Origin of the sequence: Novosphingobium sp. 18050, assembly GCF_902706195.1 — a bacterium.
Lineage (GTDB): Bacteria > Pseudomonadota > Alphaproteobacteria > Sphingomonadales > Sphingomonadaceae > Novosphingobium.
In genome coordinates this window covers 44,485-66,862 of sequence record NZ_CACSJO010000026.1, presented here as the reverse complement: position 1 = coordinate 66,862, position 22,378 = coordinate 44,485, and the positions used below count along the sequence as shown (strand labels likewise).

Annotated in this window: 16 protein-coding genes and 1 pseudogene; 15 read left to right on the top strand and 2 right to left on the bottom strand. The window is 63.2% G+C overall.

The window, feature by feature from the left end:
• Nucleotides 1-306: 306 nt before the first annotated feature.
• Entirely contained in the window at nucleotides 307-1,683 is a 1,377-nt protein-coding gene (locus GVL61_RS20080; RefSeq protein WP_159982436.1) for a transposase, read from the bottom strand.
• Nucleotides 1,684-2,188: 505 nt separating this feature from the next.
• On the opposite strand from GVL61_RS20080, the gene GVL61_RS20075 reads away from it, so the two are divergent.
• From GVL61_RS20075 to GVL61_RS20015, 12 genes and pseudogenes are all read left to right on the top strand, one after another.
• On the top strand, nucleotides 2,189-2,767 hold the full coding sequence (locus GVL61_RS20075; protein WP_159982435.1) for an ANTAR domain-containing response regulator: 579 nt from the start codon (nucleotides 2,189-2,191) through the stop codon (nucleotides 2,765-2,767).
• Entirely contained in the window at nucleotides 2,767-3,981 is a 1,215-nt protein-coding gene (locus GVL61_RS20070; protein ID WP_159982434.1) for a CmpA/NrtA family ABC transporter substrate-binding protein, read from the top strand. Before GVL61_RS20075 ends, GVL61_RS20070 begins: the two co-directional genes overlap by 1 nt.
• Nucleotides 3,982-4,214: 233 nt before the next feature.
• Entirely contained in the window at nucleotides 4,215-5,480 is a 1,266-nt protein-coding gene (locus GVL61_RS20065; RefSeq protein ID WP_159982433.1) for a NarK/NasA family nitrate transporter, read from the top strand.
• 73 nt (nucleotides 5,481-5,553) lie between these two features.
• Nucleotides 5,554-6,774: pseudogene (locus GVL61_RS20060) on the top strand (hypothetical protein).
• Between the two features lie 233 nt (nucleotides 6,775-7,007).
• Nucleotides 7,008-9,554 carry a nitrite reductase large subunit NirB gene (gene nirB, locus GVL61_RS20055; RefSeq protein ID WP_159982432.1) on the top strand — a complete coding sequence of 849 codons (2,547 nt, stop codon included), beginning with the start codon at nucleotides 7,008-7,010 and terminating at the stop codon, nucleotides 9,552-9,554.
• Between the two features lie 5 nt (nucleotides 9,555-9,559).
• Nucleotides 9,560-9,895 carry a nitrite reductase small subunit NirD gene (nirD, locus tag GVL61_RS20050; RefSeq protein ID WP_159982431.1) on the top strand — a complete coding sequence of 112 codons (336 nt, stop codon included), beginning with the start codon at nucleotides 9,560-9,562 and terminating at the stop codon, nucleotides 9,893-9,895.
• The gene (locus GVL61_RS20045; RefSeq protein WP_159982430.1) at nucleotides 9,895-12,504 is read left to right on the top strand and encodes a nitrate reductase; all 2,610 of its coding nucleotides are present in this window, start codon (nucleotides 9,895-9,897) and stop codon (nucleotides 12,502-12,504) included. The genes nirD and GVL61_RS20045 overlap by 1 nt, the downstream gene beginning before the upstream one ends.
• Entirely contained in the window at nucleotides 12,491-13,279 is a 789-nt protein-coding gene (gene cobA / locus GVL61_RS20040; protein ID WP_159982429.1) for a uroporphyrinogen-III C-methyltransferase, read from the top strand. Before GVL61_RS20045 ends, cobA begins: the two co-directional genes overlap by 14 nt.
• A 9-nt stretch (nucleotides 13,280-13,288) precedes the next feature.
• Complete coding sequence (locus GVL61_RS20035) at nucleotides 13,289-14,512, top strand: molybdopterin molybdotransferase MoeA (protein ID WP_159982428.1); 1,224 nt, start codon at nucleotides 13,289-13,291, stop codon at nucleotides 14,510-14,512.
• A 506-nt stretch (nucleotides 14,513-15,018) separates the two neighbouring features.
• Nucleotides 15,019-15,210 carry a hypothetical protein gene (locus GVL61_RS20030; protein WP_159982427.1) on the top strand — a complete coding sequence of 64 codons (192 nt, stop codon included), beginning with the start codon at nucleotides 15,019-15,021 and terminating at the stop codon, nucleotides 15,208-15,210.
• A 419-nt stretch (nucleotides 15,211-15,629) separates the two neighbouring features.
• Nucleotides 15,630-17,858: a mechanosensitive ion channel family protein gene (locus tag GVL61_RS20020; protein ID WP_159987323.1), complete on the top strand. Its 2,229-nt coding sequence runs from the start codon at nucleotides 15,630-15,632 to the stop codon at nucleotides 17,856-17,858.
• A gap of 205 nt (nucleotides 17,859-18,063) precedes the next feature.
• On the top strand, nucleotides 18,064-18,786 hold the full coding sequence (locus tag GVL61_RS20015) for a hypothetical protein (RefSeq protein ID WP_159982424.1): 723 nt from the start codon (nucleotides 18,064-18,066) through the stop codon (nucleotides 18,784-18,786).
• Between the two features lie 46 nt (nucleotides 18,787-18,832).
• Here GVL61_RS20015 and GVL61_RS20010 read toward each other — a convergent pair whose 3' ends face one another.
• Complete coding sequence (locus GVL61_RS20010) at nucleotides 18,833-19,624, bottom strand: CPBP family intramembrane glutamic endopeptidase (RefSeq protein ID WP_159982423.1); 792 nt, start codon at nucleotides 19,622-19,624, stop codon at nucleotides 18,833-18,835.
• A 183-nt stretch (nucleotides 19,625-19,807) separates the two neighbouring features.
• Here GVL61_RS20010 and GVL61_RS20005 point away from each other — a divergent pair, with 183 nt between their 5' ends.
• The 3 genes from GVL61_RS20005 to GVL61_RS19995 all read left to right on the top strand — a co-directional run bounded on the left by GVL61_RS20005 (nucleotide 19,808) and on the right by GVL61_RS19995 (nucleotide 21,914).
• Nucleotides 19,808-20,422 (top strand): hypothetical protein, encoded by a 615-nt coding sequence (locus GVL61_RS20005; RefSeq protein ID WP_159982422.1) that lies wholly within the window; start codon nucleotides 19,808-19,810, stop codon nucleotides 20,420-20,422.
• A gap of 110 nt (nucleotides 20,423-20,532) precedes the next feature.
• The gene (locus GVL61_RS20000) at nucleotides 20,533-20,895 is read left to right on the top strand and encodes a hypothetical protein (RefSeq protein WP_200844876.1); all 363 of its coding nucleotides are present in this window, start codon (nucleotides 20,533-20,535) and stop codon (nucleotides 20,893-20,895) included.
• A gap of 14 nt (nucleotides 20,896-20,909) precedes the next feature.
• A complete protein-coding gene (locus tag GVL61_RS19995; RefSeq protein WP_159982421.1) occupies nucleotides 20,910-21,914 on the top strand; it encodes a L,D-transpeptidase family protein in 1,005 nt (334 codons plus the stop codon).
• Nucleotides 21,915-22,378: the final 464 nt, after the last annotated feature.

Below are 22,378 nucleotides of genomic sequence, written 5' to 3'. Positions count from 1 at the left end.
CGGCAGAGTAGAACCGTCCATGGCGGGTGTGGCTTTCCTGAAATGACGTCGATCGGCTTAAGCAACCAAATCATACGTTAAATCAGTGCTTTACGCCACATCCGCCAACCCGCGTGAATTTTCCGGGCTAGGATCAATTTGGGAACGTCTTAGGTTGGTCGGCAACTGCCGACAAAGCGGAACGTCCGCTGGTGGGGAACCGAAATCAGGTCCTGAGAGTCCGAGAAGGGTCGGTAGTGTTGAAGAAGTCGATCTTTGCCGGGTGCTGGGATCGAAGCGGGAATGGGCTGAATGTCGTTTTGGCCTTCAACCCGTTGCTGGTTGAGCCTTCATCGGCAGAAGCTTGGCCATCTTGCGGAGGTTCTGGGCGGTAGCGGCGAGGAGGAACTCGTCTTTTGCTCCATTTGGTCCACGCAAGCGCAACCGATCCAGCTTCAGTATGCGCTTGAGATGCGCGAACAGCATCTCGACCTTCTTTCGTTCCCGACGTGAAGTGATATAGGCGTCGGTCAGCGCCAGATCGCGGGCCAGATCGCGAGCGCCTTCATGGACTGAACGCGGGATTTTGCGTACGGGCTGGCCCGGACAGCAGTCCGGCTTGAGCGCGCAAACGTCACAATCGGCTTTGGACGCGCGATATCGCATGAAGCCATCCTGATCGACACCGGAGCGCGCTGTTGCGAAGTTGCGATGCTGCCGCTTCAGATCCTTTTCTCCCGGGCAGACATAGACATCGCGCTTATGCTCGAAGCGGAAGGCGGATCGCTGGAAGCTGCCGGTTCGCCTGTTGCTATGATCAAAGACCGGGATATGCGCCTCTATCCCTTTCTCGTGCACCAGCCACGCTAGGTTTTCTGCAGAACCATAAGCGGTGTCTGCCGCCAGTCGCGCAGGCCAGACTTCGAACTGGTCTTGGACGCGATCGATCATCCGCCGTGCCGCAGTCAACTCAGCCTGACGCACCGCCATGCTCGCTTCCACATCCATGATGACGGCGTTCTTCAGGTCGATCAGATAATTGGTGCAGTAGGCGAAGAACGCCTGACCGCCCTTGGCGCTGGTCCAGCGCGCGGCAGGATCGGCAGGCGACAAGAACTTCGGAACGACAGGCGTCGCGGCGCCAAATGCCGCATCGTCGAGAACGGCCAGATATTCGTTCACAGCATAGTTGGTCGCGTCCGGCGGCAAGGGCTCACCGCCGCGAACGCCGCGCTGGCGATTAGCATCGGCTGCGATCGGGCTTGCATCGACGGCAAAGCCTTCACCGCCGACCAGTCCCTCAGCCATGCAGCGCTCCACCGTCGGCTCGAACAGTTTGCGCAACAGATCACTGTCGCGGAACCGACCATGGCGGTTCTTGGAAAACGTCGAGTGGTTAGGCACATCGCCGTCCAGTCCCAATCTGCAAAACCAGCGATAGGCCAGGTTGAGGTACACCTCGTCGCACAACCGGCGTTCCGAGCGGATACCCATGCAGTAGCCAATGAGCAGCATCCGGATCATCAGTTCCGGGTCGATCGAAGGGCGACCTGTCTCGCTGTAATAGGGCTGCAAATGCTCGCGCATGCCGGACAGATCGACGAACCTGTCTATCGATCGCAGCAGATGGCTCGCCGGCACGTGCCGTTCCAGATTGAAGCTGTAAAACAGCGCCTCCTGCGCCACCGTCCGCTCACCTATCATCGGCCTGTCTCCGTCCTGCAAGAACAGTGAATCAGACCCCGAAAACAACTTCAAGCCGGAGTTTTTCAACACTATCGGTGGACTCTGGACGTTGGGCGATAGCAAAGGTGTAGTTCGCAGCCGGCGTAATCCCGGACGCCACCCAGCTTTTGGAGCAGCAAGGCCACTTCTTGGGCAGGGATCAGCTTGCCGAACAGATATCTTTGAATTTGTCCGCATTCTTCGGCGCGCGGGATGTCTAATTGATCGCTGTTCTCTACGCCTTCCGCTGTGGTCTCGAATGCATGAAACCGATTAGTCACCGAAGTTACATATTGAATCCGCCGCCAAGCGCTCTACGATCTTTGCCCCTCAGCGGTCATTTCCTGCCACTTGAGTAGGTTTTGGTCTGCCAGCACTAAGCTGTGCTCTAATGGTGGCATTGGTGCAGAAGACTCCAGCCCAATGACAGCACATTGACGTTGGGTAACGATATGCGGCAAGGGTCGGCGCTGAAGGGGCCTCCATGCGAATTGTCATCATCGACGACAGCGGCCTGCGAGCCACGGTGCTTGAGGAAGGACTGCGTGACGCGGGCTACGATGACATTCATATCGTCCCGCCGCGCGGTGCGTTCGTGGCCCGGCTGGAGCGTATGGCGCCCGACGTCGTGCTCATGGACCTTGGCAGCCCCAGCCGCGATACGCTGGAGGAAATGCTCACGGTCAGCCGGGCGCTGGCGCGGCCGATCGCCATGTTCGTCGACCAGTCGGACGAGGCGATGATCGGTGCGGCGATCGATGCGGGTGTTTCCGCCTATGTCGTCGATGGCCTGCGCAAAGAGCGGGTGAAGCCCGTGCTGGAACTGGCGGTACGCCGTTTCAACGCCTTCTCGCGGATGCAGGCCGAGTTGGAGGAGGCGCGCACCGCGCTTGCCGATCGCAAGGTGCTCGACCGCGCCAAGTCGATCCTGATGAACCAGCGCGCCCTGTCCGAGCAGGACGCCTATGCGCTCCTGCGCCGCAGCGCCATGAACCAGGGCAAGAAGATCGCGGACGTGGCGCAGGCGCTCATCACCGCCAGCGACCTGCTGGGAGGGATATAATGACGATCAATCTACGCATCGCCTTCCTGCCGCTCAACGACGTTGCGGTGCTTGCCGCCGCACGCGAACGCGGGTTCGCCGAGGAGGAGGGCCTCTCGCTCGACCTCATCCGCACGACCAGCTGGGCGACGCTGCGCGACCGGCTGGTCTACGGGCAGGTGCAGGCGGCGCATATGCTTGCCCCGCTGGCGGTGGCGGTGACGCTGGGCCTCAGCCAGCAGCCCGCCGCGCTGGCCACGCCGTTCAAGCTGGGCGTCAATGGCAATATGCTGGTGATGGCGAAGGACTTCGCCGCCGCCCTCGCGCCCGATTCGGCGGGGCGACTGGCCGATCCGCTGGGCACCGCGCACGATTTTGCCGCGGCCATCGGACTGTGGAAGCGCAAGCCGGTGATTGGCGTGGTGCACCGCTTTTCCAGCCATGCGCTGATGCTGCGCTACTGGCTCGCCAGTGCAGGTGTAGACCCTGACCGCGACGTGGTACTGCGCGTGCTGCCGCCTTCGCTGACGGTGGAAGCTATCCACGCCGGCGAAGTCGACGGGTTCATCGCAGGCGAACCCTGGGGCAGTGCCGCCATCGATTCCGGCCGCGCCGAGGCGGTGGCGATCGGTGAAAAGATCTGGCAGCGCGGCGTCGAAAAGGTACTGGCATTCCGGGAAAGCTGGCTTGAGGAAAACCCCGATACCGTCGACCGGCTGCTGCGGGCACTGGCCCGCGCCGCCGTCTGGTGTGACGAACCGGACAACCGCGAGGCCCTGGCGGATATCCTGGCCGATGCGCGCTACGTCGGCCAGCCTGCCGACCTGATCCTGCGGGCGCTGAGCGGCACCATCGTTCCGCGCGCGGGCGATGCGGCGGTATCGTCTCCCGATTTCGTGCTGTTTTCGCGCGAGGCCACGCCGTTTCCGTGGCGTAGCCAGGCGCTGTGGATCTATTCGCAGATGGTGCGCTGGAACATGGTCGAACCGTCTGCCGAAAACGCGGCGAAGGCGGCGGCGGTGTTCCGTCCCGATGTCTATCGCCGTGCGCTCGCCGGCAGCGAATTGCCGATGCCGGGGGCAAGTATGAAGCTGGAAGGGTCAGTCGAGGTGTCGCTGGCAGTGGGTTCGAGTAAGGGTGATCTCACGCTTGGTCCTGACCGCTTTTTCGACGGGCGCATCTTCGATCCCGAACGGATCGAGGACTACCTAGCTGGTTTTGCACCGCAGCATTGAAAATAACATCGCGTTGGAATCGGGCGCAATTTTGTACCTTGCCAGATGCGCCAAATCACGGGACTATATGAACGTCGCGCGATGAAGCGCACGCACAACGGATAGGCTGTCCCAAAGACGGGGCGCTATCCTCACCGAAATTCGCAGCAAAGCCGCTGACCGGACTCACCATGGGGTGACGTCCGGCCTGCGGCTTTTTTCGTGTCCGTTTCATGGATTATGGGGGACGTACCATGGCATCCGCATTCTGGCGACCTGACGAAGACAACGAAGGCCTTCTGGCCGATGAAGGCGTGCACAAGCCGGCGGTCGGCTTCTGGAAAGCCGGTCACACGCCGACCTTGATCGCAGCTTTTCTCTATTTCGATCTCGCGTTCATGGTCTGGGTTCTGCTTGGCCCGTTGGCGCCGGAGATATCGCGCACGCTGGGTCTGTCGCCGGCCCAGAAGGGCCTGATGGTGGCGCTGCCCACGCTGGCGGGCGCGCTGCTGCGCGTCGTCAATGGTCTGCTGGTCGACCGCATCGGTCCCAAGCGTTCGGGCGCGATCAACCAGGTCATCGTCATCGCCGGCCTGTTTTTCGCGTGGTTCATGGGCGTTACCAGCTTCTCGGGTACGCTGACGCTTGGCGTTATTCTGGGCTTTGCCGGCGCCAGCTTCGCGATCGCCTTGCCGCTGGCCAGCCGCTGGTATCCGGCGGAGCATCAGGGCAAGGCCATGGGGCTTGCCGGGATGGGCAATTCGGGCACCGTGCTCGCCGCGCTTTTCGCGCCTGCGCTTGCCAGGATGTTCGGCTGGAACGCGGTTCTAGGTCTTGCCTGCATCCCGCTCAGCATCGTTCTGGTGGTCTATCTGTTGCTGGCCAGGGATGCGCCGAACCCGCCCGCGCCGCGCAAGCTGGTGGACTATGCCGCGCTGCTCAGGCAGCCCGATGCGTGGTGGCTGATGGCCTATTATGCCGTGACTTTCGGCGGGTTCGTGGGCCTTGCCGCATCGTTGCCGATCTACTTCACCGACCAGTTCGGGCTGACCACGGTGGTCGCCGGATACTGCACCGCAGGGTGCGTGTTCGCCGGTTCGCTGGTCCGTCCGATGGGCGGCGCGCTGGCCGACAGGATCGGCGGCGTGAAGACGCTGATGGTGGTCTATGCCGTTGCCGCCGTCGCTCTGGTGGGCGTATCTCAGGCGACCAGCCTTGGCGCCGCGCTGGCCCTGTTCGTGCTTGCCATGCTGGCGCTTGGGACTGGCAATGGTTCCGTGTTCCAGCTCGTGCCGCAGCGCTTTCAGGCCGAGATCGGCGTGATGACCGGCCTTGTCGGCATGGCGGGCGGTGTCGGCGGGTTCTACCTCGCCAGTTCGCTGGGTCTGGCCAAGCAGTTCACCGGCAGCTTTGCGCCGGGCTTCCTGATTTTTGCCGGCCTTGCGGTCGTGGCCCTTGCCTCTGTGGCGATGGTCAAGGCCCGCTGGCGCGCGACCTGGAAAACCGGCGCGCGTATCTGAGCCGGCAAGCTGGGCGGCGGCGCCGCAGCGCTGCCGCCCCATCCCTTTTTCGTCCTGAGGGGGCGCTAATTTCATGAAAAAGATAACACAGGCGGCGGCTGTTCTGGCTGCCGGCGGGGCCGCTTGCGCTGCATCCGCACATGCCCAGGAAATCACCGTCAAGCCGATCGCCGAGGCGCGGGCGCGCTACGAGCATGTCGATCAGGACGGTATCGACAGGCAGGCCGATGCGCTGACCGTGCGGGTGCGCGGCGGTGCGCAGGTGGCCAGCGGCGGCTTCAGTGCCACGGCGGTCGCCCAGGGGACGCTGGCGGCGGTCGATGACTACTACGACGGGCTTGACGGCGCGCCGACCCGGCCGCTGGTGGCCGATCCGCAGAACATCGCGCTCTACATCGCGCAAGTGAAGTACAAGGCGAAGGGCATGACGCTGACCGCCGGACGCCAGAAGATCGCGCTGGACGACGAGCGCTTCGTCGGCAACGTCGCCTTTCGCGACAATGCGCAGACCTTCGACGCGGTGCGCGCCGAGATCAGCCCGGTCAAAGGCGTGAACCTCGACCTCGCCTATGCCTGGGGCGTGCGCACGATCTGGGGCATCGACGGCCACGGCGCGCGTCAGCAGGCGGTGGGGGGTGACAACGTGCTTGCCAACCTCGCGTGGGAAAGCCCGCTGGGCAAGCTGACGGGCTTCGCCTACCTCGTCGATCAGGATGAGGCGGCGATGCAGGCATTTCGCCTGTCCAGCCAGACCTACGGCGTGCGGCTCGCGGGGGCGCATGCGTTCGGCTAGGCGGTGAAGCTGTCCTACCAGGCCAGCTACGCGCGCCAGTCGGACTGGCACCGCAACCCCAACGATTACAGCGCCGACTATTGGCTCGCCGATGCGACGCTGGATGTGAAGGGCTGGAAGATAGGCGGCGGCTACGAGGTTCTGGGTGCCGACAAGGGCGCGGCCCTCACCAGTTTCCAGACGCCGCTGGGCACCAATTTCAAGTTCCAGGGCTGGGCGGACAAGTTCCTCACCACGCCTGCGAACGGCGTGCGTGATCTCTATCTGGGCGGCGGATACGGTGCGAAGCAGGTGGGCGCGCTTTCCGCAGTGACCCTTCAGGCAACGTGGCACCGCTTCGAGAGTGACCGGCTTGGCCTGCATTACGGCAATGAAATCAATCTGCTCGCCTCTGCCAAACTGCACAGGACGACTGCGGCGCTGCGCTATGCACACTACGACGCCAAGGCGATGGCGACCGATACCGACAAAGTCTGGGTCCAGCTGGACTGGGCTATCTGAAGATAAGCATGACGGAATCGCTTGAGCATTCGAGCGATTCCATTTATGTTGCAGTGCAAGAGACAGCGTTGTCTCTATTACATCGCCGAAATACTCCACTGACGGGGTACGTAGGCACCGAACGATGGCAAGGCCGCCATCCAGACCTCAGGTTTTCGAACTGGGGGTCCGGATGGCGGCCTTTTCTTTTTTCCGCTCCCTTTTCTCCCAATGCTTTTTCTGGAGTCTCGTGCATGGAATTTCAGGACGGGATCGAACCCACCACCGACTATGAGGACATGCTGATCGTACCTTCGGGCGATGTGCGCGAACACCTTGTCGTCGTCGGCAACGGCATGGCGGGCTGCCGCGCCGTCGAGGAACTGCTGGCGCGCGACGCGGGCCGTTACCGCGTGACTATCTTCGGCGCCGAGCCGCACGTGAACTACAACCGCATCATGCTTTCGCCGGTGCTGGCGGGTGAGAAGACGTTCGAGCAGATCGTCATCAACACACGCGAGTGGTACGACGACAGCGGTATCGAGCTAATCACCGCCGATCCCGTCACCGCGATCGACCGCGCCGCCAGGACCGTTACCGCGCGTTCCGGCCGCACGGTCCATTATGACCGGTTGCTGATCGCCACCGGCTCCGATCCCTTCATCATTCCGGTGCCCGGCAAGGACCTGCCCGGCGTGATCTCGTTTCGCGACATGCACGATGTCGACACGATGCTGGCCGCTGCCGAGGCGGGCAAGGCGGCGGGCGGCGGCAGCGCCGTGGTTATCGGCGGGGGCCTTCTGGGTCTTGAGGCGGCGCATGGGCTGACGCTGCGCGGCATGAAGGTGACCGTGATCCACCTGATGCCCACGCTGATGGAACGCCAGTTGGACGAGGCGGCGGGCTGGCTGCTCAAGTCCGCGCTGGAAAGCCGGGGCCAGACTATCCTGACCGGCGCCGACACCGCCGAAATCTACGGCGGGGGCAAGGTAGAGGGCGTGCGCCTCAAGGACGGGCGCGAAATTCCGGCCAGCCTCGTCGTGATGGCGGTGGGTATCCGTCCCTCTGTCGGCCTTGCCCGCGCGGCGGGACTGGAGATCGGCCGCGGCATCAAGGTCGACGACCACATGGTGACGAGCGACCCTGCCGTCCTGGCGGTGGGCGAATGCGTGGAGCATGACGGCAACGTCTACGGTCTGGTCGCGCCGCTGTGGGACATGTGCCGCAGCCTGGCCGATGGCCTGACCGACCGCCACACCGGCTATCGCGGCTCGGTCACCTCCACCAAGCTGAAGGTCGCGGGGCTGGACGTGTTTTCCGCCGGGGACTTCTCTGGCGGCGAAGGCTGCGAGGACATCGTGCTGCGCGATGCAGCGCGCGGCGTCTACAAGCGCGTGGTAGTGAAGGACGACCGCATCGTCGGCGCCGTGCTCTACGGCGATACGGCGGACGGCGGCTGGTACTTCGACCTGCTCAAGAAGGGCGAAAGCGTCGCGGATATTCGCGACCTCGTGATCTTCGGCCAGGCCTATGCGGTTCTTGGCGCCTCGGGAGGAGGCGCGCTGGACCCTAAGGCGGCCGTTGCGGCGCTCTCGGACGATGCCGAGATCTGCGGCTGCAACGGCGTTTCCAAGGGCCTGGTCCTCGGCTGCATCAAGGCCGGGGCATGCAGCCTCGACGCGGTGCGCGCCTCCTGCAAGGCTTCGGCCAGCTGCGGTTCGTGCACCGGCCTTGTCGAGAACCTGCTGATGCTGACGCTTGGCGGCGATGTCGAAGCCGGGCCGAAGACCTTGTGCAAGTGCACCAGCTTCACCCACGACGATGTGCGCCGCGAAATCGTGGCGCAGGATATGAAGTCGATCCCCGAGGTCATGCAAAAGCTGCACTGGTCCACGCCGGACGGCTGTTCCTCGTGCCGCCCCGCGCTGAACTACTACCTGCTCTGCGCGCTTCCCGGTGAATACGTGGACGACCAGCAGAGCCGTTTCGTCAACGAGCGCATGCATGCCAACATCCAGAAAGACGGCACCTATTCGGTGGTCCCGCGCATGTGGGGGGGCCTGACTAACCCACGCGAACTGCGCGCTATCGCCGACGTGGTGGAGAAGTACGAGGCGCCGATGGTCAAGGTGACCGGCGGCCAGCGGCTCGACATCTTCGGGATCAAGAAGGAGGACCTGCCCGCCGTCTGGGCCGATCTCAATGCCGCCGGGATGGTTTCGGGCCATGCCTATGGCAAATCGCTGCGCACGGTGAAGACTTGCGTGGGATCGGAATGGTGCCGCTTCGGTACGCAGGATTCCACCGGCCTTGGCGTTAAAACGGAGCGCATGACCTGGGGGTCGTGGATGCCGCACAAGTTCAAGATCGCGGTCTCCGGTTGCCCTCGCAACTGCGCGGAAGCGACGATCAAGGACTTCGGCGTGGTCTGCGTGGACTCGGGCTACGAGCTTAGTGTAGGCGGCAACGGCGGCATCAAGGTGCGCGCCACCGACTTCCTGTGCAAGGTTTCGACCGAGGAAGAAGCGCTCGAATACTGCGCGGCCTTCATCCAGGTCTACCGCGAGGAAGCGCGCTATCTGGAACGCACCGCACCGTGGATCGAGCGCGTCGGCGTGGAGTACGTGAAGTCCCGCGTGGTCGAGGATGACGCGGGACGCAAGGCCCTCGCCGCGCGGTTCCTCCATGCGCAGAGCTTCAGTCAGGAAGACCCCTGGGCGAAGCGCGCCAGCGGCGACCGCGTCGATCTTCACCGGCACCTAGAGCCTCTCGTGCCCCAAGAACTGGCCGCAGCGGAGTGAATGCCATGACCGACTGGATCGACATCGGAACCCTTGCCGACATTCCCCAGCGCGGCGCCCGCACGGTGCGCATCGAAGGAGAACCGGACATCGCGGTCTTCCGCACCGGAGACGACCGGGTCTTCGCGCTCGTCAACGAATGCCCGCACAAGAAGGGGCCGCTTAGCCAGGGCATCGTCCATGGCCACTCGGTCGCCTGTCCGCTGCACAACTGGAACATCGCGCTGGCGTCCGGCGAGGCGCAGGGGGCGGATAGTGGCTGCACCCCGACGATCGCGGTGCGCAAGGAGGACGGGCGCATCCTGCTGGCGCGGCCGGAAGCGATGAAGGACGCCGCCTGATGCGAGGCGCGGTCCGCACGACCTGCGCCTATTGCGGCGTCGGCTGCGGCATCTCCGCCACGCCTACGGGCGTGCGCGAGGTGACGATCCGGGGCGACGAGGCGCACCCCGCCAATGCGGGCCGGCTCTGCTCCAAGGGCACGCATCTGGGCGAGACGGTCGGCCTGACCGGCCGTCTGCTCCATCCGATGATCGGCGATCGGCGTGCCTCGTGGGACAAGGCGCTGGATCTCGTGGCGAAGCGCTTTCGCGACACTATCGCGCGCTATGGCCCCGATAGCGTGGCCTTCTACGTCTCGGGGCAACTGCTGACCGAGGACTACTACGTCGCCAACAAGCTGATGAAGGGCTTCATCGGCTCGGCCAATATCGACACCAATTCGCGGCTTTGCATGTCGAGTGCGGTTTCCGGCCACAACCGTGCCTTTGGTGAGGACGTAGTGCCCGCCAGCTATGCCGATCTGGATGAAACGGACCTTGTCGTACTGGTCGGCTCCAATACCGCGTGGTGCCATCCGATCGTCTACCAGCGCATCCAGGCCGCCCGCGCGCAGCGGGGCACGAAGCTGGTGGTCATCGACCCGCGCCGCACCGAAACCTGCGAGGGCGCCGATCTGCACCTGCCCCTGCGCCCCGGCAGCGACGTGGCGCTGATGAACGGCCTTCTCGCGTGGCTGGCGCAGCAGGGCAGCGTCGCCAAGGCGTTCATGGAAAGCCACGTCGAGGTGCCGGAGGGGTTTTGGGAGCACCTTGCCACCGGGCATGACCTGTGGAGCACGGCGAAGATCTGCGATCTCGACCCGGCGCTGCTGTTGCGGTTCTACGAGATGTTCGCGGCCAACCCGCGCACCGTCACGATGTTCAGCCAGGGCGTGAACCAGTCGATCCGGGGCACCGATCAGGTCAATGCGATTATCAACCTGCACCTCGCCACGGCACGCATCGGCAAGCCCGGCGCAGCGCCGTTCTCGATCACCGGGCAGCCCAATGCGATGGGCGGGCGCGAGGTTGGCGGGCTGGCTTCGACACTGGCCGCACATATGGACTTCGCGCCCGAAAACGTCGCGCGCGTGGGCCGCTTCTGGGCCGCACCGGGCATGGCGACCAGGCCAGGGTTGAAAGCCGTCGACCTGTTCCGCGCTATTGGCGAGGGCCGGATCAAGGCGCTCTGGGTGATGGCGACCAACCCCGCCGTCTCGCTGCCGGATGCCGGTAACGTGCGTGCGGCCTTGGAAAAATGCCCCTTCGTCGTTGTCTCGGACGTCATCGCGCGCACCGACACCACCGCTTACGCTGACGTCTGCTTGCCCGCAGCGGCATGGGGGGAAAAGGATGGCACCGTCACCAATTCCGAGCGCACGATCAGCCGCCAGCGCCCCTTCATGGCGCTGCCCGGCGAGGCGAAGCCCGATTGGTGGATCGTCAAGGAGGTCGCGCGCCGTATGGGCTGGGGCAATGCTTTCGCTTACGACCATCCCGCCGATATCTGGCGCGAACATGCCCGCCTTACCGCCTATCAGAACGACGGCGCGCGGATGCTGAACCTGCGCGATCATGCGGCAATCGGCAACGGCGCCTATGATGCGCTGGAGCCGTTCCAGTGGGGCGACAAACCGTTCGCCGATGGCCGTTTCCCTACGCCGAGCGGGCGAGCGCGGCTGGTGAAGGTCGGGCAGATGGATTTGCAGGCGCCGCTGGCCGACTGGCCGTTGACGCTCAACACCGGCCGCTACCGCGACCAGTGGCACACGATGACGCGGACGGGTCTGGCGCCCAAACTGGCCCGCCACCGCGAAGAACCACTGGTGGAGGTTCACCCCGCCGATGCCCTCGCGCTGGACCTGAAGGACGGCGATCTCGCCCGCGTCTCGACCCCGCAGGGTAACAGCACGTTCCGCGTGGCGCTTACCGATGGCCAGCGTCCGGGTGAGATTTTCACGCCGATCCACTGGACCGATCAGGTGTCCACCGGCGGCCGCACCGGCCTGTTGCCGAGGCCGCTGGTTGATCCGCATTCCGGTCAGCCCGGCTTCAAGTCCACCCCCGCCGCACTCGCCAGAGTGGAGACGGAATGGAAGGGCTTTCTCATCCTGCGCGGCGAAGAACCGGCGCGCGTGCCCTGCCTGTGGGCCACGCGCGTGAAGGTGCCGGGCGGCGCGCTTTACGAGATCGCGGGCAACGGTGATCCCGCGCGCATCGAAGCGGCGCTACCCAAGGGCGAGCGCGTGGAAGCCATCGACCTGACCCGAGGGACGCGCCGCGTCGCGGTGATTGTCGCGGGGCGGCTGGCGGGCGTTCTGTTCGTCACCCGCACCGGCCTGCTGCCTTCGCGCGACTGGCTGATCGGGCAACTTGCGGTCGAGGACGTGGGCGCCACGGTTCTCGCCGCGCGCGGCCCCGGCAGCCAGCCGGACAAGGGGCCGACGGTATGCGTGTGCTTCGACATCGGCCTCAACCAGATCGTTGCCGCCATCCGCGAACAGGCGCTGGTCGACGTGCCGGCCATCGGCAAGGCGCTTGGGGCTGGCACCAATTGCGGTTCGTGCCGCCCCGCGCTCGCCAAGATTCTCACCCAGACCAACGAGGAGGTCCTCGATGCCGCAGAATGAGCTTATCGCCGCCGGTGAAGTATGGCTCGTCGGGGCAGGGCCGGGCGATCCCGACCTGCTGACGCGCAAGGCCGAAGGGCTGATCCGCGCCGCCGACGTGGTATTTTATGACGCGCTCGTCGGCTCCGGCGTGCTCGACCTGATCCCGCCCGGAACCGAGCGGATCAGCGTGGGCAAGCGATCGGGCCGCCACTCGAAGGATCAGCAGACCATCGACCAGATGCTGGTCACGGCGGCTTTGGCCGGCCGCCGCGTGGTGCGCCTGAAGGGCGGCGATCCGGCCATGTTCGGCCGCGCGACCGAGGAAATGTCGGCCTTGCGCAAGGTCGGCGTACGGGTGCACATCTGTCCCGGAATCACCGCCGCCAGCGCGGTCGCCGCATCGGCGGGCCTTTCGCTTTCGCTGCGCGGCATCGCGCGCCGGGTGCAGTTCGTGACCGCGCATAGCCGCAACGGGCAGGCGCTGGATCTGGACTGGCAGGCACTGGCCGATCCCGCCTGCACGCTGGCGGTTTACATGGGCCGGGAAGCCGCGCCCGAACTGAGCGTTGCGCTGATGGCCGCTGGTCTGCCCGGATCGACCCCGGCGCTGATTACCTGCGATGCCTCCTTGCCCCAGGAACAGCAGTTGCGCACCCGGCTCGACCTGCTGCCGCTGGTGGCGCAGGCCTTTGCTGCGGATCGCCCCACGTTGATCCTGATCGGTGAAGCGGTCGCGCAGGCCGATGGCATTACGCCCGCCAAGGGTATGGCGGCAGATAGCCTGGCTGCGTAGGAAACGGATATGGCGACGGCTCCGGAAATTCCCTGCGCAGCGACGATCAGCTTCGATGCGGCTCAGGCCATCGTGCGAGAGGGCGCCGTGCCGCTCGGCCTCGAATGGGTGCCGCTGGCCAAGGCAGGGCGGCGCATCCTGGCGCGGGCTGCCGTGGCGCAGATCGATTCGCCCCGGCGTGACAGCGCGGCGATGGACGGATTTGCCGTCAGGTCGCAGGATCTGGCCGGCGAAGTGACGCGGCTGAAACTGTGCGGAGAAAGCTTTGCGGGAGGTCAGACGCCCTCGCCTTTGCTACCCGGCACCGCCATCCGCATTTCGACCGGAGCGCCTATGCCTCCCGGCGCGGACCGCGTGGTGATACGCGAATACACCCGCGTCGAAGGCGGCGAGGTGATCGTCCCGCGCGCTTCGGGCAAGCCGCACGTGCGCCTTCGTGCATCCGATTTCGCACTTGGCACCGCGCTGCTTGCGCCGGGAACCCGGATCGACGCCCGCACCATGGTAGTGGCCGCTGCTGCCGACCTCGACAGGCTGCCGGTATGGCGCCGCCCCCGCCTCCATATCCTCACTAATGGCGATGAACTTGCGCCGCCAGGAAGGGCAGGGGCCAACGAAGACGCGATCCCCGACAGCCTGAGCGAAGCCCTGCTGCTGATGGCCCGGCAATGGGGCGCAAAGCCGGTCGGTGCCTCGCGATCGGGCGACCGGATCGACGATCTGCGAGCGGCTGCGCAGCTTGCGCTCGGCGAGGCCGATGTGATCGTGATGGTGGGCGGCGCCTCTGACGGGACCCGCGATCGAACGCGCGCGGCCTTGATGCCGTTGGGGCTGCAGCTTTTGTTCTCAGGGGTCGCGATGAAGCCGGGCAAGCCGCTCTGGTATGGCCGGATCGGCAAGACCCATGTGCTGGGGCTGCCGGGTAATCCAACCGCAGCCCTCACCACGGCGCGCCTGTTTCTCGCGCCGCTGATTTGCGCACTTTCGGGGGCGGGTTTCGACTATGCCCTGCGATGGTGTGAGCGTGTCCTGCTCGAGGATGTGCCGGCCGGAAGGGAAAGGGACCAGTTTCTCTGCGGGATTGCAGACGAAATACTGGACGGGGTCACGATCATCGAACGCCAGCAGGCATCGGCGCAGATGATGTTGGCACAAGCCGAATTGCTCGTGGAAAGGCGTTCTGGCGCGCAATTCGCAGCGTCGGGTACAATGTTGCGGTGCCTGCGCTTCTAAAAATCGCGGACGTAGGGAGCGCGAAAATGGGCAGCACAGCAGGCTTTCTCATGCGGCAGGGCAGTCTCCTGGGCGCAATTCGGGAACCAGGACAGCGAAAACGCTCGCCACATCTGAGGCAATCACCAACTGGGTGGACATGCCGCGAGAGTTCTATCAATTGCTCAAGGCGAACTTGCCGGCCGGGCGCAACGATCTTCGTCACCAATTCACGCGTCGACGGCAACCCATTCGAAAAGCTGATTGTGGTCGACGCGATCAAACCCGTGCTCTGAGCTCCGCGTCCCGGTGATGCACGAATGGCTTGAATTGTTCGGCAACCGTCGAAATAGCGGACCGTCAGCACCTGGCAAATAGAAATTGGCGGCTGAAGGGCTGGAACGGGTCGGCGGCGGAAATGGCCGCCACGCGCCCATTCAGGTCACTTGATGTCCCCTCCGTCGCTTCCAAAAGCGGACATTCACGGTTACGCAGCAGCAGCTACTTGGCACCGACTGGGGTGGGGAATGGATTCAACGGGTGGCGGCAACGCCGTCAACGTTTCGCTGCGCGGATCGACGGCTGTCGAGACCGAGCAGAGCTGGGCAGCACTGAGCGCGGCGACGACCAACCTAGATCCGATCAGGCAATCCGCATGGTCACTGTTCTGCGCCATGTTGACCGACTGCTTCGGGGTGACTTGGGTTTGTCGACGTTGATGCGCGCGCCTGCAGGAGGCTTTGAGCGGGCTGGCTTTGCAGCCTAGCTCATCATTGGCGGTCCGCCGGGCACGTATGGCAAACCACATTTCGGCAACCGTACAGTCCCACAGGGCTCGTTTTCGGCTCTATCCCAGGTCTCAGACCACGGAAGGCTATTCCAAACTATCAATCGGTACATGATGTCACTGGTCATCGTCTTCAGGACAAGACCTTGCGATTGAGCACGAAATGCGCAATGCCAATCATGCAAGCGTCACCGAACTCAGGAGGTTGCACTGATTTCTCGCTGGATGCTCGCGATATTGGCCGGAAGTCTGGCACTGATCGGCCCACTTTCGCCCGCCTCGTCCCAAACGACTGTGGACGACAAAATCGCAATAGACGAATGGCGTCAGACTGCGGCCGGCGCGGCAACATTGCTCGAGCTACCAAGGAAGCGACGCGACGAGATTACTGCCGATCGTTGGGAGGATCTGCGCCTCAAGCTGACAGTACAGCGTGAAGATGCGCTTGAACTCGTCGAGCGCGGCACCTTGCGAGGCCGGATCACCGAGGCGCAAATGGCAGAACTTGGCGAGGCAAGTCATGCCCTTGCCAAGGACAATGCGGAGCCTGCATGGGTCAAGGCCAAGCGCGCCGCACTGAACGCCGACCTGTCGCGAGAAGCAGGGCCGGCGATTGCCGCCCGCGATATTCATGCCCAGGCATCCGTGCTGATAGGAGACATCGACGAAATCCTGCGCGCAAAGCGGCGCGCGAAGCTGTTCGCACACGACCGCACGATCCTGGAGCCGCGTACATGGACCGCCGCCCGCCAGGAATTGCGATCCGGCGCCCTCGGCCTGCCGACAAGGGTATCGATAGCCACGCAGCAGCCCCGGGCCGGATCGACCATTCCTCTGCCAGTTCGACTGGCAATCGCACTGGGGCTGGGGCTGGCTGCGATCTGGGCGGCGTTCTGGTGCCGTTCGGCTCTTCGCGCCAGGATCGACGCACGGAGTGGGACCGCGACACCTCGGGGTCAGTTGGGCTTCGCTTTCCTGCGGGACATGCTCGACGTAGCGATCCCGGCCACCGCATTGCTGGCCGCACTTATCGTAACGGGTTTCGTGGCGGCGGACTTGCCTGTACTGGCCTCGTTGGGCGGCTCGGTGGTTGGCGCCGGGGTAACCGTGATTTATGCCCGCTGGCTGGCGCATAGTGTGCTGGCGCCCGCATTCCCTCCCGCGCAGCTCATTCGGCTGCCGGACGGCGCCGCGCCGTCTGCCATCCGCTTGACCACGGCACTTGGCGCCTGCCTTGCCGCGGATTCGCTGTTGGAGCAGTTCGAGGACCTTCCGCTTAATCCGCCGGCACTGTGCGCGCTTGTGGCGTTCGCGATTGTTGTCGCAGCCGGACTTTGCCTCTGGAAGCTGGCTCGCATGGTAAGCCGAGGCCAGGGTGCGCGCAGCGCCGCAAAGCTCGAACATATCACGGGACCGCCATCGGATTTCCTGCATCCTACCGCTGCCTTCATGACTGGCGTGGCGGTAATCTCGCCGCTGATCGCTCTCGCTGGGTTCATCCCCTTTGCGCGTTATGTCCTTTTTTCGACAATCATTTCGCTCTCCATCATATGTACGGCGCTGTTCCTTTTCCGTTCCCTCTCGGAAGCGGCTGGCCTTCTCGTCGAGAGCAATCAGCATCCGGAATCGCGCTATTTCCAGCTACTTCCGCTGCTGTTCGGTTTCTTGATCTTCCTCATAGCCGTACCGCTTATCGCGATCACCTGGGGGGCAAGCGCGGAGAGCATCATCGATGCGATCCTCACCCTGAAGAACGGGGTTTCTCTGGGCGCGATCCAGGTCTCGTTCGGCAGCGTCATGACATTCGGACTGGTGTTCCTGCTTGGATATGCGCTGACCCGGTGGCTGCAGAGGCTGCTCCACTACACCCTACTCGATCGCCTTCGCATGGATGTCGGCGCACGAGCGGCGATCCTCACGGGATTTGGCTACCTCGGACTCACGCTCTCAGCCGTCGTGGCGATCACGGCCGCCGGTCTCGACCTTTCCAACCTGGCCTTCGTCGCTGGCGCGCTTTCGGTGGGCGTCGGTTTCGGTTTGCAGTCGGTCGTGGCCAATTTCGTGAGCGGCCTGATTCTGCTGATCGAGCGCCCGATCAAGGAAGGCGACTGGATCGAGGTCGGAGACTTTTCCGGCCACGTCCGCAAGATCGCCTTCCGCTCGACGCATATCGAAACGCTGGACAAGCACGAGCTCATCATCCCCAACTCGGCGCTGACGTCGGGTAACGTCACCAATCTTACCTATGGCAGCAACCAAGGGCGGATTACCCTACCCGTGGGCGTGGCATACGGCAGCGATTTGGCGAAGGCGAAGGCGGCGATGATCGAGATCGCCTCCAACCATCCCCGGGTTCTGGACCGGCCCGCCCCCAAGGTCATCATGGATGGCTTCGGGGACAGCGCAATTGATCTCAAGCTGCTGTGTGTCGTCGACAACGTGAATGACCGAGTTTCGGTTCGTTCGGACCTGTTCTTCGCAATCGTCGCAGCCTTCGATGCCGCCCGGATCACGATCCCCTTTCCTCAGCGCGACCTTTGGATTCATGATGGCCGGAAGAATCCCGCAAGACCCGAATAGCGGGCCCACAAACAGGCATGTCAGGAGGCTGCTAAGTACACATCATAAAACGCCCAGCGAATGCCTTACTTTATTGAAATTCGCTTCCGCGAAAAACAGCAAACATTTCATGCTTATTGACTGAAGACTAGCAATGAGGATCATTGTGAGGATCGTCATGGCGCGCTAATCTTGCGCCAAGACTCGGATTTCAAGGGGACTGAGAATGCGTGTTTTATCGGCGGCAATTCTTCTGTTGGCGGCGGGTGCCGCACACGACCAGGCATTCGCCCAGACCCCTTCTGCTGTATCCGACCTTGTGGGTGCGCGCGCAGCCGGCGGTGAAACTCAGTTGGAAGCAAGGGGCTATTCCCACATCACGACTAACACGGTGAGGGACACCAAGTGGTCCATCTGGTGGAGCGAGCGGCAGCGCCAGTGCATCTCGGTCGCCACAGCGGATGGCCGCTATACCGTGATCCAGGGGGTACCTGCCGCAAATTGTAGTGCGCCTGCTTCCGATACCGGAGGCAGACCGCCCCAGGAAAGCGCTGGCCGCGGCGAAACGATCTCTCTGGTCTGCATCGGGTCGGGGAGCGGTCCCGCAGCCCAAAGCAATTCGGGCTATCGGTACAACTCCAAAACAAAAAAATTCGAATATGAGATGGGTACGACACTAGGCCGTGACGCATTCTCGTCCGATCTGGAAATCGAAATTGCGAACGGGCTCGGCCGCGTCCACCCCTCCGGCAACTTGGTTTCGCCCATTCATTCGGGCGGTGTGCAGGGCTGGTGGCCGATCGAAGACCTGATGGTGACGCCCGACCGTATCACGGGCCAGTATCGGATGAACGGGATGAACAAGCCGCGGATCGATTACGATCGCCGCGCCCGCATCGTTCACATTCGCGAGGCGACCGACTTCACCGGGCGGTGCGAAGAGCGCTAGGTCGCCCCGGCCCGGTCCACTCTCCAGGGGCCATGATGCGCACAGGTCATGCGCCCAGTGCGGTCGCCGCTATCAATAATGTAAACATCGCCCAATCGTTCAAGACATGCGCGATAATCGAAGACCAGATGCTTTTCGTCGTCATGTATGCAAGTGTCAGAACAAGGCGGACGAGGCCGATCAACAAGAAGGCCTGGCCGATGTTCCAGTGATAAGCTGGCAGGTGCATCGCCCCGAAGCTCAAGGCCGAACCAATCCAGGCAAGCAGGATCGCTGCTGCGCGAGGAAGCCCTAGTATTCTCACACCCAGCCACATGAGGAACAGAAACGGCAGTATCGTGAAAACCTCCTCGCCAACGAGCTGGATCCCGGTCCTGAGGTAGAACATCGCCGGTCCGCCGGGGATATCACCGTCGCTCAGGCCAACGCCGACACTGTTGTCGGCAAGATGCATATGGCCCATCGCAAGCGTGCCGATCACGTAAGTGAAGAGCAGGTTGATCACGCCAAATACCAGGCCCCACCACAGATAATTCCTGCGCCAGCCATGGAATATGGCCTTCCATGCGGGCCCTACCCGCCAGGCGAAGGCACTCAGGGGGATCGTGCCAAACAGGACGGAGCGCAGCAGGCCGTCGAGCGTCATACTCAGCCACGGTATGTGGGGAATAATCGTAAGCGCGGCGAAGCCCAGACCCAGCGCCAGCAGCACTATGATCCAGTCTGTCCAGCCTATGCTTGCCGGGATATCGTTGTAATACGGATAGTCCGGAACGGAATTATTATGCTGGAACATAGTCCCCCCGTCGCTGCTTTCCGGTCTGGCACGGTCGCCCATCCGATTTTCATGAACCTAAGGTGCAGCCCGCCAACATGCGAGGGGGAATTCTCGAAGGGAAAAACAGCCCTCTACTGCCTCTGGTATGCGATTTTAGATACGCTGGTGCCGGCCACAGCAGTTGTCGCCTGCGTATCCTCGGGTTAGCAGTCTGTGTGTAGGTTTTTCAGGAACGCCAGCAACATGCTCGTGATGCGGTTCGGCACAGATGCACGATCGAATATGGCGGCGCTCTTGCTGGCGGCGTTAATTCCCGGCCCCGCGCTCGCAGTTCCGCCGCCGCGCGAACAACTCACGGCCGATTGTCTCCACCCGCAATATGCATCCGACCAGCTGGTGTGCGACACCCCGGAACTGCTGGAGCTTGACCGAAGCATGCGCGCACTCCTGGAAACGACGAGTATTCCAACAACGAGCCGCTGGATTGAGCCTCAGGAACAATGGCTGAGGCGTCGCAGCATGTGCGCGATGCAGCGCGAACACGCCTCCTGCGTGCGCGCCGCCTACAATGACCGTATCGCGCTGTTACAGGCATCTCGGATGCCGCCAGCGCCGGATCGCACGACATTGGCCGGTGACGATGCACAGGTGACTTCCATGGCGCCGGGCGATGCCGCGCATGTCTTTTACGATGCGGCAGGGCAAATAACAGCTTATGCGAGATCGGGGCTGCCGCTTGCACCGGGATGGCAGAATTTTGCGCAGTTCTCCCGCCACGGCAATATTATCAAACTCACTGTGCCGGATGGCCTTGTTCTGGCCTGCTGGGTCGCATCGGCGCACAAAGATCTGAAATAGACGAAGGAGAGATCGCGATGCGAGCACACAAAGCCCTTGTTCCCCTTTGCTACGTACTTCTAGCCGCTTGCGGGCAGGCTGACGCGCCTACGACATCGGAGGCGACGGGCGTGACGGCCTCTGAAATGGCAGCCCCCGCGCCGATCGAGGAGGACACCGCGACCGATGCGCCGTCCGCCTCTGAGGCGTCCAGCGAAACTTCGATGCCCACACCCTCCGCAGCAAAGGCAGATCCGCAGGCGAGCATCGCTCAACTTGACGCCACCTGCCCGGGCGGCATCGAAGTACATGCGGACGAGGGCGGCCCGGTTCGCCTTGGCGGCAAGCAGGCAAAGGTCAACATCTCCAACGAGCAATATTACGAAGCCAGCGCCGACGGCGTCACCGTTTCGGTATCGACAAATGCGGATGAGACGCGCGACGTGAGTTACACCGGGCCGGGGCGAGACCACGGGATCTCTACGATCCGATGAGTCTGGCTTTCAGGATGGCAAAATTGCAGTGCCTGTCCGCCCTTGTGGCGGTGTCTGCCCCTTGCGCCTTCGCTTCGGCGGTTCAAGCACAAGGAGCGACTGCCAGTTCACCGCCGGAGTTCGCGCGCCGGGTGGAGCATCTCAAGCCGGGGGAGTGGGTCTGGGCCCCTGCTGTTGCACCCTCCGGGCCAGTGCTGATCTACGTCGATCTCTCCAGCCAGATTGCGATGGTCTATCGCAATGGCATAAGAATTGCCGCAACCACCGTATCCTCGGGAAAATCGGGACATGACACGCCGACGGGCGTGTTCACCATCCTCCAGAAGGACGCGAAGCACCGCTCGAGCTTGTACAGCAGCGCCCCGATGCCTTTCCAGGAACGGCTGACCTGGGACGGGGTGGCGTTGCACGCGGGCGGCCTGCCGGGATATCCGGAGAGCCATGGCTGCGTCCATTTGCCCTACGAGTTCGCTCGCCAGCTTTTCGCGATCACCGATCTCGGCGTCACCATAGTGGTCGAGGGCGATGCGCAGGCCCATATCCGCACCAGCGAGAACAGTCTTCTTGTCCCGTTCAATCGCCGCGGGGAGCCGGTAGAGCATCTGGCTCTGCGCGGTGGCGAGCAATACCGCTGGAACCCGGAAGCTGCACCCGAAGGCCCGCTGTCGATCATCGTCTCGAAGCTCGACCAGCGCATCGTCGTGCTGCGCGGTGGGACCGAGATCGGTTGCAGCGTGGCGATCGTCAAAGACACGGACCCCGGCTCGCACGTGATCACTCTTACTACGCGCAATGGACAGCCGCACTGGGTCTACGTCGGTATGGCAGGTCACGAGGATGACGAAGGGCGAGAGGTTGATGAGGCAATCACCAACCGGGTGGATATGCCGCGCGCGTTCTATCAGCTGCTTAAGGCGAGCCTGCGTCCAGGCGCAACAATTCTCGTCACCAATTCCCGCGTGGGGGCCAACGCTTTCGCAAAACTGACAGTTGTCGATGCTATCAAACCCGTACCGTGAGGCCCGCCACCTGGTTAAAGGCGAATGACTGTTTCCTATACATGCGGCGCCGGCCACCGCCCCGAATGCTAAAAAAGCTCGTTCAATAGTAAGTGCGAAGCTGCTTGGCTAAATCCGGCCCACGGACGGGGACTTCCGGTAGAAGCAGACGTTCGGACTTGAACCAGCGATTGGTGGAACTTGGTCGCGAGCATCGCGGCGCGAGTGTCAGCTATCCCACCAATCCAGCTCCGGGCCGGACATTCTCCTATCGCCCATTTTCAGCGTCAAAAATGGGAAAGCGGACCGACCGCACCTGAGAACGCAAAATTGGCCGCTGAATGGCAACAAAGGGTCGGGAGGCGATACCGCTGTGCTTTAGCTGCGGATCATAGTTATCGCCTGTTCGTTGATCGAGATGCTCGGGCAATTCTGACAGATGTCCACACCTTGTACGGGTGCCTCATTCACGAGCAGTTATTTCG